The organism is Symbiobacterium ostreiconchae, assembly GCF_055396975.1.
The window spans coordinates 1,011,332-1,026,973 of sequence record NZ_AP042454.1 but is presented as its reverse complement, the minus strand read 5'-3'; the positions used below and the strand labels follow the sequence as shown (position 1 = coordinate 1,026,973).

At 67.3% G+C, this 15,642-nt stretch carries 9 protein-coding genes, 1 rRNA gene and 2 pseudogenes; 5 read left to right on the top strand and 7 right to left on the bottom strand.

Translation table 11 applies throughout. The features are described 5' to 3' along the window. Positions 1-104: 104 nt before the first annotated feature. From ACZ5UM_RS05095 to ACZ5UM_RS05085, 3 genes and pseudogenes are all read right to left on the bottom strand, one after another. Positions 105-1,669, bottom strand: a 16S ribosomal RNA gene (locus ACZ5UM_RS05095). Positions 1,670-2,123: 454 nt separating this feature from the next. Further along, positions 2,124-2,957, bottom strand: a pseudogene (locus tag ACZ5UM_RS05090) (ISLre2-like element ISSyth4 family transposase); the annotation flags it as partial. Next, the gene (locus ACZ5UM_RS05085; protein ID WP_464848287.1) at positions 2,942-4,057 is read right to left on the bottom strand and encodes a DNA methyltransferase; all 1,116 of its coding nucleotides are present in this window, start codon (positions 4,055-4,057) and stop codon (positions 2,942-2,944) included. The pseudogene ACZ5UM_RS05090 and the gene ACZ5UM_RS05085, both read right to left, overlap by 16 nt. 216 nt (positions 4,058-4,273) lie before the next feature. Here ACZ5UM_RS05085 and ACZ5UM_RS05080 point away from each other — a divergent pair. Both ACZ5UM_RS05080 and ACZ5UM_RS05075 read left to right on the top strand, forming a co-directional pair. Then, positions 4,274-4,450 (top strand): annotated as a pseudogene (locus tag ACZ5UM_RS05080) (tetratricopeptide repeat protein); the annotation flags it as partial. Positions 4,451-4,664: 214 nt separating this feature from the next. Next, a complete protein-coding gene (locus tag ACZ5UM_RS05075) occupies positions 4,665-4,817 on the top strand; it encodes a dihydroxy-acid dehydratase (protein WP_273379364.1) in 153 nt (50 codons plus the stop codon). A 177-nt stretch (positions 4,818-4,994) separates the two neighbouring features. Here the strand turns inward: ACZ5UM_RS05075 and ACZ5UM_RS05070 are convergent, their stop codons facing one another. Together ACZ5UM_RS05070 and ACZ5UM_RS05065 are read right to left on the bottom strand one after the other, a co-directional pair. Continuing rightward, positions 4,995-7,478 carry a hypothetical protein gene (locus ACZ5UM_RS05070; protein ID WP_464847260.1) on the bottom strand — a complete coding sequence of 828 codons (2,484 nt, stop codon included), beginning with the start codon at positions 7,476-7,478 and terminating at the stop codon, positions 4,995-4,997. A gap of 14 nt (positions 7,479-7,492) precedes the next feature. Beyond that, complete coding sequence (locus tag ACZ5UM_RS05065) at positions 7,493-8,677, bottom strand: copper amine oxidase N-terminal domain-containing protein (RefSeq protein ID WP_464847259.1); 1,185 nt, start codon at positions 8,675-8,677, stop codon at positions 7,493-7,495. A gap of 160 nt (positions 8,678-8,837) precedes the next feature. Here ACZ5UM_RS05065 and ACZ5UM_RS05060 point away from each other — a divergent pair, with 160 nt between their 5' ends. From ACZ5UM_RS05060 to ACZ5UM_RS05050, 3 genes are read left to right on the top strand one after another with little or no spacing between them, the layout of a single operon-like run. Beyond that, on the top strand, positions 8,838-9,029 hold the full coding sequence (locus tag ACZ5UM_RS05060; RefSeq protein WP_375221861.1) for a hypothetical protein: 192 nt from the start codon (positions 8,838-8,840) through the stop codon (positions 9,027-9,029). 12 nt (positions 9,030-9,041) lie between these two features. Then, complete coding sequence (locus ACZ5UM_RS05055; RefSeq protein WP_464847258.1) at positions 9,042-9,317, top strand: YeeE/YedE thiosulfate transporter family protein; 276 nt, start codon at positions 9,042-9,044, stop codon at positions 9,315-9,317. Further along, positions 9,318-9,887, top strand: a complete 570-nt coding sequence (locus ACZ5UM_RS05050; RefSeq protein WP_464847257.1) for a YeeE/YedE thiosulfate transporter family protein — start codon at positions 9,318-9,320, stop codon at positions 9,885-9,887. It begins immediately after the preceding gene. 245 nt (positions 9,888-10,132) lie between these two features. On the opposite strand, the gene ACZ5UM_RS05045 is transcribed toward ACZ5UM_RS05050, so the two are convergent. Continuing rightward, positions 10,133-11,440, bottom strand: a complete 1,308-nt coding sequence (locus tag ACZ5UM_RS05045) for a TIGR02679 family protein (protein WP_464847256.1) — start codon at positions 11,438-11,440, stop codon at positions 10,133-10,135. After that, complete coding sequence (locus tag ACZ5UM_RS05040; RefSeq protein WP_464847255.1) at positions 11,437-15,642, bottom strand: TIGR02680 family protein; 4,206 nt, start codon at positions 15,640-15,642, stop codon at positions 11,437-11,439. Before ACZ5UM_RS05040 ends, ACZ5UM_RS05045 begins: the two co-directional genes overlap by 4 nt.

Genomic DNA, 15,642 nt, shown 5'->3' with positions numbered 1-15,642 from the left:
GTGCAGATTCGGTCCGCCCAGCGGCCGTCAGTTTCCCTCAGCCCGTTTTGATGGGCCGAGGATCGACCTCGGAGTCTCCCCTTCTCAGGGGCGGTGCTCCTTAGAAAGGAGGTGATCCAGCCGCACCTTCCGATACGGCTACCTTGTTACGACTTCACCCCAGTCACCGGCCCCACCTTCGGCGGCTGCCTCCCTTGCGGGTTAGCTCACCGACTTCGGGTGTTGCCAGCTCCCATGGTGTGACGGGCGGTGTGTACAAGGCCCGGGAACGTATTCACCGCGGCGTGCTGATCCGCGATTACTAGCAACTCCGACTTCACGCAGGCGAGTTGCAGCCTGCGATCCGAACTGGGACCGCCTTTCGCGATTGCCTCCCCCTCGCGGGTTCGGGGCGCTCTGTGGCGGCCATTGTAGCACGTGTGTAGCCCAGGACATAAGGGGCATGATGATTTGACGTCATCCCCACCTTCCTCCGGTTTGTCACCGGCAGTCTCGCATGAGTGCCCACCATAACGTGCTGGCAACATGCGACAGGGGTTGCGCTCGTTGCGGGACTTAACCCAACATCTCACGACACGAGCTGACGACAACCATGCACCACCTGTCTCACCGTTCCTCTCCGAAGAGAGGCACCCCCGCATCTCTGCAGGGTTCGGTGGATGTCAAGCCCTGGTAAGGTTCTACGCGTTGCTTCGAATTAAACCACATGCTCCGCTGCTTGTGCGGGCCCCCGTCAATTCCTTTGAGTTTCAACCTTGCGGCCGTACTCCCCAGGCGGAGTGCTTAGTGCGTTAGCTCCTGCACGAGGGGGGTCGATACCCCTCACACATAGCACTCATCGTTTACGGCTAGGACTACCAGGGTATCTAATCCTGTTTGCTCCCCTAGCTTTCGCGCCTCAGCGTCAGTGACTCCCCAGGCAGCCGCCTTCGCCACTGGTGTTCCTCCCGATCTCTACGCATTTCACTGCTACACCGGGAATTCCACTGCCCTCTAGAGCACTCAAGCCCGCCAGTTTCAGAGGCACCCCCGGGGTTGAGCCCCGGTCTTTCACCCCTGACTTAACAGGCCGCCTACACGCCCTTTACGCCCAGTAATTCCGGACAACGCTCGCCCCCTACGTATTACCGCGGCTGCTGGCACGTAGTTTGCCGGGGCTTCCTCGCCTGCTACCGTCAAACCCCGCCCATTTCCTGACGGGGCCCTTCTTCGCAGGCAACAGAGCTTTACAACCCGAAGGCCTTCTTCGCTCACGCGGCGTTGCTGCATCAGCCTTTCGGCCATTGTGCAAAATTCCCGACTGCTGCCTCCCGTAGGAGTCTGGGCCGTGTCTCAGTCCCAGTGTGGCCGGTCGCCCTCTCAGGCCGGCTACCCATCGTCGCCTTGGTGGGCCGTTACCCCGCCAACCAGCTAATGGGCCGCGGACCCCTCCTCTGCCAGCGCCACTGACTCCAGCGCCTTTTCTCCCAGCCCCATGCGGGACCGTGAGCTTATCCGGTATTAGCAGGCCTTTCGGCCTGTTATCCCAGAGCAGAGGGCAGGTTATCCACGTGTTACTCACCCGTCCGCCGCTGGGCTTCAGGGCCGAAGCCCCGAAGCCCCGCTCGACTTGCATGTCTTAGGCACGCCGCCAGCGTTCGTCCTGAGCCAGGATCAAACTCTCCGTGGAAAGCTTGACTTTGGCTCCTTTGGAATACCGGCTCGCTCGGCTTCCCTCTTCTGCACTGTCTAGTTTTCAAGGTTCGAGATGCACCGCGCCACCGAATATCGGTGGCTGGCAGGGATATATTTTAGCAGACTCGCCGTGCGGCTGTCAACGTGTGAACACCTGGCAAGAATGCCATTTTGTCCACGCCGCAACCGACAGCGACGACTACTTTACCACACCCGGACGTCCTGCGCAAGTATGCAAATGCTGTTTCCCGAACCATACGCTTGCACCCTACTGCGCCCTCAGGATCTTTCGCCCGGGCGGGCATACGTATTTTAGCACGGCCCTCTCGCGCGAGACAAGCGCGCGGAACAGCCGGGTCTGTCAAGTGAAAGTGGGTACGTCGCACTTCCAAAAGTGTTCTGTATGATTTTGGTTCATGAATTGGCGCCGAATGCGTCTGTTGCCTCTTCTACTTGGTGAAGCCGGCGGCCGCCCTCAGCATCCGAGAGTATCCGCCGCTGGCGTTCCGACCGGCATACAAGATCGGCATGCGCCCGTGGCGGACTCCCTCAATGCCCCGCCCCACGGTCTCCACGACCCGGTGCCGCACCTTTTCCCGAACTGCAGCCAGTGATTCGAGTCCCAGCTGGCGTTCCACCATCTCTACGGCCCCACGCAAAGTGCCGTGAAAGTAGGCGGCCAGCACGTGCATCATCGCCTTCAAGCCCCTCTCGGACCAGCTCCGGCCGACCTTCCGCAGCCGTGCTGAGTACCGCTCCACCGCCCCTTCCGCTGCACCCAGGCCGCGTAACCCTTCCACGCTGACGCCCCGCTCTTGAAGTCGGACGCGGTAGTCCCGTATCGACTCCGGCATCGTCCTGAGGTCGGCCACCAGCCTGCGGATCTCTCCACGACGCTTCGAGTCGGTCTCAGCAGCACGCGCTTCCTCCAGTACCGCCAGCAATCCTCCGGCGTCGTTTGTCTCCAGCGCAGCGTTCGCTCGTTCCAGGAGCCGGGGCTGGTGGCGCAGCACGTGGTTTAGCTCCTGCTTCAGGTGAAACCGGTCGATCTGGTACAGCGCCTTCGGAAACCACGTCACGCCCTCCCGAATCCACCGGGCCCGGTCCCCGTTGATGATCACCCACGTGTCGCTGAGATCGTACTCCCTCTCCAGAAACTCGCTCAACTGCTCCCAGCTGTCCCGTCCGCTGTCGGGAATGAAATCGCGGCGGTTTACCAGCCTGTACTCCGTACCAGCCGGGGTTCGCTCTACCCAACCCTCATGAATCACGAACAGCCGTGCGTATTCCGGACGGATTCGACCGGAATGAGTGGTCGAATCCGTCCGGAATACGCATACACCAGGGGCAGGTTCCTCTGCCGCCGCGCCCGCTGGTTCTCGCTCCCCGGATTCGTCAGCATCGACCAGTACGGCGGGCTGGTGACGACATAGTCGAACTGCAGGCCGGCCAGCTCCGGAATCCCGTCCAGCCTCGTCGCATCCCCCTGAACGATCAGCCCCACGGGGTGGGCGCCCGACGGCGAGGGCTGCGCCCTCTCCCGCGCCACCCGCTCCCGGGCGATCCCGGTGTAGTGGGGCGTCAGCTCCACCCCGTACCCGTGGCGCCCCGTCCGGATCGCGGCCACGACGGTGCGGCCCGTGCCCACCATCGGGTCGAAGACCCTGTCGCCGGGTTCGGTGAACAGATCCAGAAACTCCGCCACCAAGGTTTCCGGGTACTTGGCCGGATGCAGGATCTCATTCGGCCGGCGGGGAGGCGGCTTGGGCGTCGTCCAGGCCGGGATCGGCCGCCCCGCTCGGGCGAGCCGGACCCCGCGCGGCGTGAGCGGGTCAGCCGGCCGGCCGTCGTCATCGGCCTGCAGGAACAGGCAGTAGTAGATCCGGCCTTCCCCCTCGACCAGCCCGACCTTCTCATCCCGCAGCCGCAGGTGGCGGCGGGATGCCACCGCTACCGACCAGGGCAGGGGAAACCCGGCCCCGCCCGGTCCGGGGGCGCCCACGACGAGTCCGCAGTAGCGCCTGGGTGCCAGCAGCCGCCGCAGCGCCCGTGAAACGACGTCCGCATAACCGGTGAGGTACGTCGTCAGGCTCTCCTCGTCCACGATCAGCCGGCGGAGGTCAATGAAGATGAAGTCATACGTCAGCCCGGCCTGCTCAGCCTCGAGCAGAAGCCTGGCCACACCGTCGAAGCTGTCACAGCGGTTGTGGGCGTCGACCAGGCGCGGGGCCGGAATCCGGCCCGGGTCGATGTCCGCGAAGCCGATGATGAGGCACCGGGACGGCTCCCCATCGGGCCAGACGGCTTTCGTGAAGAAGCAGATGCACTCCTCCACGAGCGCCTGGGACGAGCGATGTCGGAAGAAGCTCTTCTGGAACTTCATCCAGTCCTTATAGGAAAGGTCGTTCATCCGGTTCGGTGGGCCGGGCCGCTTGGGAGCCGGCCGCTCCTCACCGCCGAAACCGAACCTCAGTTGCTCCATACTCGGCTCCTTTCCCGGAGGCCCGACGGTTCCGGAAACCTGGCCACGCGGAGGCCCTTTCACTAAACATTTCGACAACTAAGCGGCGAATCCTTTGGTTGGAATGTGGAGGGTGGGATGGCCAGCAAACCCGAAATGTTTGTTGTAGTAGTCCTCGGCAGTGTATCCACCGGAATCCAGCCTGGGAGGTCTGTGCAGATGACGAACTCGCCCACCGAAAAGAGGGCCCTGGAGTGGAACAACCGGGGCCGCCGACTCATGCAGCAGGGTCACTTCGAGAAGGCCATCCCCTACTTCAAGAAGGCCTGGCAACAGGCGGGGCTCCTCGCCGCCCTCAACAACTGGGCCACGGCGCTGTACAGCCGCCCGTCTCCATCCTCGGGCGGCTGCGCATGCTGGGCATCCTGCACGTGGGCCGGATGCAGGTCGACGGGCGGAACCACAAGGTGGCCGTGGTGCCGGTGGAGCTGCGGCCGCTGCTGACGCCGTAAGACCGAAGTGTGCAGACATGGTCGGCATGGCTCCGGCGGGGGACCGGCGGGTGATCCGACCGGAGTTCACCGGGCAGGCCATCGTCTTCGACAGCGAGGAGGAGTGCCACCACGTGCTGAGACGCGGGCTGATCCAGCCCGGCCGCGTCGTGGTGGTGCGCTGGCGCTGAGGAGCGTCCCCGGCACCGTGCTGGTCACCGATCCTGGTCGCTGGGGCGCGCAGCTCGTGCCTATGAAGGCGGTCGATGGGGGGAACTGGGAGGCGGTTCTGCGCGGCGCCGCACTGCACATTCTGCGCGGATGCCGCCCCTAGACCCTGCCGACTCTGCGTGGAGGGTCGCACGGCCTCAGTCCGTGATGGCGCCGCCTTCCGCGCCGCCTCTCTGGCCCCCCTGCGAACTGTGCACCTCCACCCGTCGAATGAGGCGGTTGTTTTCCGGGCGGGTGTCATCCGGGTAGTCGATCTCGGCGATGATGTCCCACGTGCCCGCGCTCAGGCCAGGGATCGTGCCGGGCTTCAGGGTGCAGCACGGCAACCGGTCGATGGTCACCGCCTGCCAGCCGCCTGCCGGCGGTGACCCGCCCGCAGCAGGCCGCGCCCAGAGCCGGAGCGGGACCCGGATCTCGGTGCGGCCCAGGTTGTTCTGGTAGCCCAGGTAGATGCCCACTTCGAACGGCCGGCCTGCCTCTACGATCTCGGGAACCGCCAGTTCCACCACCGATGGGTCATCCACGATTGCTTGCGCCGGCTGCTGACTGGTGTAGGGCACCATCAGCACGTTATTGGCCAGGCCGCCCTCCGGCCCGGGCTCGCCCTCCCGCTCGACCACCTCCGCCACCGCCCCTGCGCAGCTCTTTTCAGCCGTCAGCCCCATCTTCTCCGCGATGGCCCGCGCGACAACCAGCCTGGGGTTGGCCGTGTGCGGCGCGCTGAGCGCGTAGACGGAGGGCAGGTCGATGACGCCCACGATCTGGCCCTCGGCGGGATCGCTCCCGGTCAGGGTGACCGTCACCGGCACGGGGTAGGGCTGCTGCGGGGCCAGGTCTCCGGGCAGAGGCGTCGCCCCGAGGGGGCGGATGGGCTGGCCGCTCTGGTCCGTGAGGTACCACTGGACGGACAGCGGGCCCGGGCAGAGCGCTGCGAGCGTCCGCTCGGTCATCTCCAGCTGAAGCCGGGGCTGCATGGCGGCCGGCTTGCCCGGCTGAAGCTTCATGGGCTCCGGCGCATCCAGCCACAGCAGGTCGTAGGTCTCCCCAGCCCGGTAGGCCACCAGCCGGCCGGAGGTTCCGCCGGCGTCTTCGTAGTTGACGCCCACGAGCATGAGGCCGTTCGCGAAGGCGGGATCCACGCCCACGCCGGAAACCTGGGAGAAATTGTAGGGGCCCGTGTTGGGCTGCTCGTTGTTCTTGAGCAGGAACAGCCGGTCCGTGGGCGCTTTCCCTTCCGGAGGGATGACCGTCGGCCGGCCGTCGCCGCCGGCCGGGTTGCCGGTGTCCAGCGCGTAGCTGTAGATGTAGCCGTTCACGTCGCCGAAAATGAGCGCCGCTCGGCTGACCAGGACCAGCGGTGCGGTGTTGAGGGAGGCCTTGCGACCGTTCAGCCGGTCCGCGGGGCCGAACTTGCGGTACCACTTCAGTTCGCCGCCGGGACCGAGCGCCACGACGGCGCCGTCGGCGCCGGTGGGTCCGTCGCGCAGCCCCACACCGGTGTCGGTGTAGTTGCGGAGGGTGACGTAGAGGTGCGTTTCGGGGCCGTTGGGGGTCTGGCGGATCTCGATGGCGGGCTCGGTGTTGGTGAAGGCGTTCCTGGCGCCGATGAGGGTGGGCAGGGAGATGGAGTAGCTGGACCAGCCTTCGGGTTCGCTACCCCGCTCCAGATGGGCACCCCACAATCGGCCGCCTGTATCTAACCAGTACGCGTTGGTACCGTCGGAAGTAAAGTTACCGGCAAAGCCAGAAGATCCGTCTACCGTCCAGACACGGTACGGGCGATAATTGTTTTCCCGGTCGAGGGCCAGACGCAACGCCCGCCCACCCTCGAAGCCGTCCGTGCCGAGGACGAAGCTTGGGTTTTCCCCATGCGGCACTGCTAACACCGCAGATGGCGTGATGAAGCCGCCGAACCCTTCTTCAACCGCCTTGCTCGTCGCTGCTTGATATGCCTGTCGGTGAACTGACCCGTTAAGCTGATCCAACCCCTGTACGATCCAGACTTTCCCGTGGTTACGGGGGCAGAGGGGCCGTCCTTTCGGCCGGTTCTCCTCTCCGGGGTAGTTTGGGCGATCAGCCACCACCACAATATCCCTCCCCCGGTCGTGGATGACCAACGGGGATCCCACGATGGGGCAGCCCAGTTCCAGTTCGGCTGGCCGAGCCCATCCTTCTGTTGTGTGATACGCCCAGAGCCAACCGTAGCCAGTACCAAAGTAGAGAACGCCAGTCTCCGGGCTGTAACTAGGGCTGGACTGGGGGGCGATAGATGGGCCGGCGGGTGCCCTGTTAAATGGGATTGGAAGTTTGGAAACCGGCTCCTGGATCGGAGAAGCATGCGCGTAAGGTGGGTGGACCTCGTCCAGTTTCAACTTCCAGAGGTAGTCACCTGCCAGGTGGTATATGACCCCGTCGACCAACACTGGTTGCGTGGCGCTCTCGCCCAACGGCTGCGTCTCCCAATACGGCGTTAACTCGATCAAACCATACGGATTGATTTCGGTTGACATGCGTTGCGGTGAACCGCCCTTGGTAATCCAATCGCCCGCTGTCGCCCTGGAACCGGTGGCTACAACGAGCACACAGCCAAGCACAGCCGCTACCCACCGCGGCCACCTCATACGCCATTCACCCCTTAGTACCGAACCGCTCGAGTCTCCAGGTACCAGCTCGGGTACTCGAAAAGGGGAAAGAATGGCGTGAAAATGTGAACCTGATAGGTACCTGACATGCTGCCGTCATCACGCCGGAAAATAGGTTCAGCTCCGACCCAGTAGACCTTCGCTCCCATCTGTTCAGCGATGAAACGGACAGGCACCATCGTCCGATCGTTCCGAATTACGGGTGGTGCATCCAGGGGTATTTCCATTCCATCCACGATTGCCGCCGGATGATCAACGGTCAGCACAATAGTCCGTTCTGGGGTGCTGATAGTCTGCTTTTCAAGAAGGAAGCGATGACCATTAGGAAGGTACGCCTCGGGATCGAATAGGTCGGGATAGTCGTACCCAGGGGCCGGGACAGCTTTCACCACCTCGCGCGTGACAGCGGGGAAATAGATTGTCACTTGCCGTTTCGCTTGGTCCCACGAAACTTCGGCCCCCATCATCTCGCTAATGAACCTGATTGGTACGCGCACTCTGTTGACAGTGGTGTCCAGGTAAGCAGGCGTGTCAAACCGCTTCGAGGCATCGCCCTGGTTGAAGTAGACGAAGACGTGGTCTGGACTGCCGTTGCTGGCCCTACCGTCATCTCGCCCCAGTCCCGGATGCGACTTGTCCATCCAGTACTCGTATTCGATGCCCCTTTCTTCAGCCAGTTTTTCTTCCTCACTGAGCTCGCGCGTCTCAGTTATCGACTGGATGGGCTCATACCGACACGGTTTCAGGTAGAGTCGCGACCAGCCAAAGGATCGACCAAACACCCTTGTGATCAGCTGTGTATCCGGGACCGGATAAGCAAACACGTACAACGTGGTTCCACAACCCATCTTGTCTTCCCGCCAGAACCAAGGATACTCGTTCGTCCACGCAGGCAGCGGATCCCACACCCACCAGTCGTACCTGTCATACATGTCCGGGTGCTCCCTGAGGATCCGCTCCACCTCAGCCCGCATCTGTTCAGACATCCCCTCCGGAGGCGGCGGTGGCGTCCACCCTTCCGGCCAGCCCGGACCGGGCTCGTAGTTTTCAGCCGGATACTCCGCAACCTCCGGCTTCATCTCCTCCGCGGCCCCCGTCCTCACAGGCGTGTGGAGCAGCAGGGCCGCGAGTACCAAGCAGGCCAACTGCCTGGCGCGGCGTGCGTATCCCCTCTGCATGTCCCTTGACTCTCCCCCACAAACTGGTTCTCACATAACCAATACGGATTCCCCTCCGCACAGGTTCTCACACAGCCCCACACGCTCAGCGATGATTGCCAAAAGCGCGACAACCAGGTATACTATACCCCGTATTGTACTTTCGGAGGGAGTGATGCGTGTGCGGAGTTGGACCTGGTGGCAGGGGGGCATCGCGCTCGGTCTCCTCTCCACCCTGGCGATGGTACTCCTCAAGCCGATGGGCGTCTCGACCGTGTTCCCGTCCAGCCTGGCCATCGCCCTGAAGCCCCTGTTCCCCGGCTTTGTCGAGGCCAACGCGTACTTCCAGACGATCCCCCTGTCGATCGGCTGAGAGCACATGCTGGTGCTCGGCATCCCGCTCGGGGGATTCCTCGCATACCAGCTCTCCGGCGAAAAGCCGGCGGCCAACACGGGCTCCGGCCTGTCGGCGACCAGCCCGCTGACGGCCTTCCTGGGCGGCTTCCTGGTGCTCTTCGGCGCCCGGATGGCCGGCGGCTGCACCACCGGCCACGTGCTGAGCGGCATGGCACAGCTCTCGATCGCAGGCTTCCTGTTCGCTGCCGCCGTCTTCGCGGGCGGCATCCCGACGGCCCTGCTGCTCAAGCGGAGGTGGAGCTAGATGGAACTGCTCCTGGGTCTCCTCATCGGGACGGCCTTCGGCTTCATCCTGCGCCGCTCCCGGGTCGCGTCCCACGCCTGCATCCGGGGGGCGCTGGCCCTCACCGACTTTCACATGCTGAAGCTCCTTCTGACGGCGGTGGGCGTCACGCTGATCCTGGTCTTCCCCCTGAGCACCCTCGGCATCGTCAACTTCTCCGTCAAGACGACCTACGTGGTCGGCATCGTCGTCGGCGGGCTGCTCTTCGGGGTTGGGATGGCAGTGGCCGGCTTCTGCCCCGGCACGATGCTCGCGGCGCTGCCCGGCGGCGACAGGCGCTTCTGGTGGGCCGTGGCCGGCGGGTTGGCCGGATCCTTCGCCTACGCGCTCCTCTACGAGCCGCTGCAGCCGCTCCTGATCGCTCCGCTCAACTTCGGGAAGCTCACGCTCCCCGAGTTGCTCGGCCTCAATCCCGTCGTAACCGGAGTCGGCGTCGGCCTCCTGCTGCTGGCGGGCGTGGTCCTGCTCGACCGGCTGACCAGGCCGAAGCAGGCGGAGATCCCGGACCTCGCCAAGCTGGGCCACGACTAGCGCCACAGGGAGGCCCCCAAGCCAGTTATGAGGGGGTCCCCCAGGCCATTTCCCGTGCGTGGGCCAGTTCCCGTGTGTGGCCACGAGATCAGCGCAACACTGCACGAAAAAAGGGCGCTCACGGATGGGCGCGCGGGGGCCCGCAGACGCCACCCCAAGACGGGGAACGGCGCCTGCCGCATGTATTGCGTCATGATATGACACCCCGGATCACCCTCCCTTACCCGGGAGTTGATCCGGGGTGTTCACTGTTCCATCAAGTCCTGCGCCAGCACCTCCACCAGCCGCTCCTGGTACGCCGTCACGCCGCCGGTGGCCACGGCCCTGGCCGTAGGAGCCAGCGGCCCCGTCACCGACAGCAGGGCAGCCCGGTCCCCCTCCGAGAGCGGCTGTCCACCCGGGCCCAGGGCCGCGGCCCGATAGTCCTCCGGTCCGAACCGCCACAGGCGGAACAGCCCGCCGTACCGAGCGGCCAGTCCCACAGCGATGGTGATGCCGTTCCGGTCGAAATCCCCGCCATACCAGATCTCCGTCCCCTCCGCCGCCAGGAGATCCAGCAGGCGAAAGCCGGCGGCGCTCAAGAAACCGCCCGTACAGATGAGGGTGGCCCGCCGCTCCGGCGGCGCACCCGCCAGCCGCCTGAGCAGCCACTCAAAGACCGGCGGGTTCTCCACCACATACGCCCGTCCCCGGTGGGCCCTGGCGGCCGACCAGCGCCGCAGCTCTCCCAGCGTCACGGCCCAGGCGCCGGTGCACGCGGTCATCGCCGCCACCATGGGATGAGATGCCCCCGGCGCAGGCGCCCAGCGCGCCCCGGCCAGGTGGGCCACCAGGACGGTGGATGACACCTGGTCGGCGCCAAGCCCCGCCTGATCCAGGAGGAACGCCCGGGCCTCGTGAGGCCGCAGCTCCTCCGGGGGAGGACCGAACCGCTCCCGCAGGGCATGCTCCAGCAGCGCGCCGGCCGGCTCCTTCTCGTCGAAGGCGTGAGGATCGCCGGTGAGACTGGCGGCGAACACCGCCAGCAGCTCGTGCTCACCGCGGTCGACCGGCAGGCGGGCGAGCGCCGTGCCCACCGCCGCCACCGCCCGTGCAGCCTGCTCGGCATCGGTCCGGTATACCCGCCGGACCCACCGCGCGCTGGGGCTCTCGCCGGCAACCACCCGCTCAAACCACGCCCGCACCCCGTCCACCGGCGGCAGCGCGTCGCCCACCTGTTTCAGCCAGGAGGCCCACCGGGAGGCCGCGGCCTCCCTTTCCTGCCGCCGGGTCACGATGGGACCGTACCCTGCCTCCAGCACGTCCAGGAGGCCTGTCCGGAACCGGCTCCGGGTGAGGGCTGCGTCCAGGTCCTGCAGGGGCACCAGCACCTGCCCGTCCCTGACGGACACCCGCCCCAGGAGGTTGGCCAGCTCGTCCAGTTGGGCCGCGCCCAGTGTCAGCCGTACCCGTCCCCGCAGGCCGTCCGCCTCGTAAACCTTCTGCCGGGCCGCGGCCAGGACCGGCTCCAGTCCCGCCTCTCGCATGGCGGCAAAGGCCTCTCGCGCGCTCACGGCTCAGCCCCCTCTCCAGGCTCCGGCCCCAGGTCGGCCAGGGGTTCCCGCGCCACGCTTCCGTTCCAGAGGATGGGAAACGCGGTGTGCAGGGTGCCCTCCAGGCTCATGCGGTAGGTCATGGCCGCCGACAGGGACTCGCTGTAGGGCAGCTCGTCCGGCGCGGTGATGATCCAGCAGAAGCCCAGCTGGGAGAGGAAGTCCAGATAGTTCTTCTGGTTGTTGGCATCGAAGCCGGCAAAGGCTTCGTCCAGAGCCACCAGCCGGGGCAGGTCGGTCCGGGGCGACGCGTCGTACCGCGCCGCCACGCCTGCCAGCACCGGGACGGCGAGCGCCCAGGCCTTGGCCGACGTGGAGCGCTGGCCGAAGCCCCGGGTCCGGATGGGCACCGGGGCGCTCGCGCCGGGCATGCGGCTGAGGAGCTGGTACTCATACCAGTTCCGGTAGTCCAGGGCCCGGGCCACCGCCTCCTGGTAGCCGATCTCCTCTCCGCCGGCCCTGGCGGCCTCCCGCACCCGCTCTACCTCCTCCTTGATCGTGTTCAGCAGGACCTCGCGCTTCTGGTCGTCCAGCCAGCGGCTGCCCTGCTCCATCTGCTCCAGTTCGTGGGCGATGCGGGCGCCCGGCATCTGGTCGGACGGCAGCAGGCTGAGCCGCAGGCTGAGCTGCTCGCCGTTGCTGAGCTGCAGGCCCTTCAGCTTCTCGTTGGTCCGCCGGGTGAACTCCCGGGCTGCCCGGATGAGCCGCCGCAGCTCGTCGAGGATCCCCTGGTAGATGATGTCCTCGTACAGCTTCCGCTGCTCCTCTTCCATCAGCTCCGCGTACTCCCGGGCGCGGGCCTCCAGCCGCTCCCGGAGCTGGGTGGCCGTCATGGGCACCCGCTCGTGCCGGAACGAGAGGCTGGTGCGCTCAGGGTTCCAGGTGGGAACGTAGTCCCGGAGCAGATCCCGGCAGGCATGGACGACCTCGTTCAACTCCCCCTGCCGCAGGCTCTTCACCTGCTCCAGGTCTTCCGTCTCCACCAGCCGGGCGAGGCGGTGCATGGTGCTGACCACGCCTTCCTGGTCCAGCGCCTCCAGGTAGGGCGTGAGCAGGGGGTGCAGCCCAAGCCGCCTGCGCACCTGCTCCAGCCGAAGGCCCAGCTCGCGCCGGAAAGCCTCCTCCTGCGGCTCCAGCTCGGCGATGCGTCCCTGGGCGGATTCCCGCTGCGCCTCCAGGCGGCCCCGTTGTTCGCTGGCCTGCTTCGCCTCGGCCTGCAGCGCCCTCAGCCGCTCGAGCGCCCGCTCCAGCCGCTGTTGGCGGGCCCGGAGGTCGGGGTCGGCCAGCCGCTGCTCCAGCGCTTTCACCGCGGCCGCCGCGGCGGCCTGCTCCTGCCGGATGCGTTCCATGTCCCGCTCCAGGGCGGCCAGGCTCTGCTGGTCCCGCTGCAGCTGCTCCGTCTGGGACCGGTAGTCGGCCGCGCAGCGCACAAGCGCCTCAGCATGCGCCGTGAGCCGGCCGATCCTGGCTCCCAGGGCGGCGAAGTCCTGCCTGCGCTGCATCAGGCCCTCGTAGTCCAGCCCCGCCGCCTGGGGCAGATCGGCAGCCACCTGGTGAAAGGCCACCGTTCGGCGACGCACCTCGGCCTCCGCCTGGGCCACCTTCGGCTGTTCGTCCTCCACGGCCTGCCTGGCTTGCTGCGCCTCCTCCGCCCGCCGCAGGACGTCATCCAGCGCGCCGAACAGCGCCTGCCAGGGGAGGCGGTACAGCGCCTCCAGTTCCGCGTCCACGACCTTGACGGCGTCGGCGGCCTCCCGCCGCCGCGCCTCGACCGCGGCCAGTGCGGCCTGTGCCTCCTGCAGCGCCGCGTCAACCTCCCGCAGCCGGCGCTCCCGGCGGCGGATGCGGTTCTCCTCGCCCAGGTAGCCGGCTTCCTCCTGGACCCAGGGGCCCACCTGCCCCTCTGCCACGCCGTTGCGCCACCGGCCGTCCGCGGAGACCCAGCGGTCGCCGGTCCCCTCGCCCCAGCCGATGGAGGCCAGTGCAGCCAGCACCGTCGCCGGCGCACCCGGCTCGGGCTCCAGCACCTCCAGCAGGGACGGGCCCGCCACGGGCCGGGGCAGGATCACGGCATCCGCCACCCGGGCATCGGGTGGCCGGGCCTGGCCGGCGCGAGTCTCGCCCGCGCCGGATTCAGCCCCGGGCAGGACCAGCAGGTCGAGCCAGCCGGCCTCCAGAATCGCCGTCTCCACCCGGGCCTGCACGTCCTGCGGCACGCCCGGGCGGAACCGCGCCCAGCGGAAGAGGGGCCGCAGGTCCGGCGCGCCCTGCCGTGCCCGGGCCCGCACCTCCGACCGGGGCGGATCGCCGGCGTCGGCCTCCACTTCCGCGCGCCGCTCGGCCAACCGGTCCACCCGCAGTTGCGCCGCACGCAGTTCGTCCTCCAGGGATGCGACCCGGGCCTCCAGTTGCCGCTTCCTGTACGCCGCCAGGTCGCGGATCGGTTCCACCAGTTCATGCACACCGCCGGCCGGCGGCGCCTCCAGGGCCTGCACCCGTGCGGTCAGGCGCGCGACGTCCGTATCGCTGGGCGCCAGCACGCGGCTCTCCTGCTGCCAGGCGGCGATCTGCAGGATGAGCGACTCGCGCTCCGCCTCTGCACGGTCTTTTGCCGCCTCGAGGGCGTCGGCGGCCAGACCGGCTCGCCGGCGCAGATCGGCGATGCGCTCCTGCGCGACGGCGAAGGCCAGCTCGGCCTCATCCAGGGCCCTGCGGGCCCTGGCCGCATCCGCGAAGCCCCGCTGCAGGTCCTCGGCTTCCACCACGAGCCTCGAGTCGGGCCAGGCGCCTTCGACCACGGCGGGCGGATCGTCCACCGCCAGCACCACGATGGCCTTCCGGGCTTCCCGCAGTTCGCCGGCCGCCTCGTGCCAGCCGAGAGTCTCGGCTTCCCGGGCCAGATTCTCCACCTCAGCGGCCATGGCCCGCCGCCGGTCGTCGAACTCGGCGGCCGTCTGCCGCCGTCGGGCCTCGGCCTCCTCCAGGTGCTCACGTTGTTCCCTGAGGCGCCCTTCCAGCTCCGCCGCGCGGCCGGCCGCCTGGAAGGCTCTTTCCTTCGCGTCCCGCAGCCGGTCCTGCAGGTCGGCTCCTTCGCCCTGCCAGAGCTCCTCCACCTCGGCCTCCAGGGCCGCCTGCTCCCGCGCCCGGTTCTGCCCCTGCTCCTCCAGCGCGGCCAGGCCTTCCTCGGCGGCCGCGAGGCTCGCCCGCGCCTCCTTCAGCCTGCCGACGACGCCGCCCAGGGAGCCCTGTACGCTCTGGTACTGCACAGCCGCCTCCTGGACCAGCACCTCCGCGAGGGCGTACAGGGCCGCGTCCACCCGGCCGACCGCCTCCGCCTTCTCGATGACGTCCGCCAGGTTGCGCCGGTACTCTTCGATGTTGTTGACCACCTCCCCGACCCGGCTCAGCCGGTCCGGGGAGATGCCCGGGAGCGAGCGGCGCAAGAGGTCGCAGACCTTATCCGGCCCCGCCTGCTCGCCCAGTTTGGGCCGCCGGGCCTGCAGCAGCATGGCGATGAGCGCGTCGAAGTCATCCCCCTCGAAGCCGAAGAGGTAGTCATTGACCAGCCGCTGGTACTCGGCCTTCTCGGTGACGACGATCCCGCCGTCGCCCACCAGCCGCGCGAACTCCCGCCTACCCAGGCATGTGCCGTCGGCCCCGCGCACGTCAAAATCGCGACCCAGCCGCTGCCCCTTCACGAGCAGGAAGCCCCACCAGTCTGTGATCCTGCGGGGGCTGGACCGGGAGGCGGAGACGCCCATCCCGATCGTCAGGAAGCGCTGATCCACCGTGTGGTAGAACTCCAGGGCGATGTAGCCTGTGCGCGCCTCGTAGCGGAACACGTCGGGGTTGCCCGCCTCCGCACCGTCGGCGCCCAGCAGGTAGTAATGCAGGAACCGGTCGCGGCTCTGGGCCGGATCGAGCCGCGCCGGCTCGGTCCGGCCGTCCAGCAGCACGGGGATGGCGAGCGCCAGCAGCGAGGACTTGCCCCCGGCGTTCTGCCCCGTCAGGGCGAGCCGGCCGTGGGCGAACCCGAACTCCTGGTCCCGCCAGTGCCACCAGTCCCGCAGGATGAGCCGCTCGGGCCGCCAGCCCTGCGGCCCGCCGGGAATGGCGCGCCGCTCCTCCTCCAAGTCCAGTTCAAGACGCTGCCAGAGTGCCAT

What these genes read in the sequence shown, in the direction of transcription:
- ACZ5UM_RS05085 (WP_464848287.1), bottom strand. Translation starts at nt 4,057, where the DNA reads ATGAAGTTCCAGAAGAGCTTCTTCCGACATCGCTCGTCCCAGGCGCTC.
- ACZ5UM_RS05075 (WP_273379364.1), top strand. Translation starts at nt 4,665, where the DNA reads ATGGTCGGCATGGCTCCGGCGGGGGACCGGCGGGTGATCCGACCGGAG.
- ACZ5UM_RS05070 (WP_464847260.1), bottom strand. Translation starts at nt 7,478, where the DNA reads ATGAGGTGGCCGCGGTGGGTAGCGGCTGTGCTTGGCTGTGTGCTCGTT.
- ACZ5UM_RS05065 (WP_464847259.1), bottom strand. Translation starts at nt 8,677, where the DNA reads ATGCAGAGGGGATACGCACGCCGCGCCAGGCAGTTGGCCTGCTTGGTA.
- ACZ5UM_RS05050 (WP_464847257.1), top strand. Translation starts at nt 9,318, where the DNA reads ATGGAACTGCTCCTGGGTCTCCTCATCGGGACGGCCTTCGGCTTCATC.
- ACZ5UM_RS05040 (WP_464847255.1), bottom strand. Translation starts at nt 15,642, where the DNA reads ATGGCACTCTGGCAGCGTCTTGAACTGGACTTGGAGGAGGAGCGGCGC.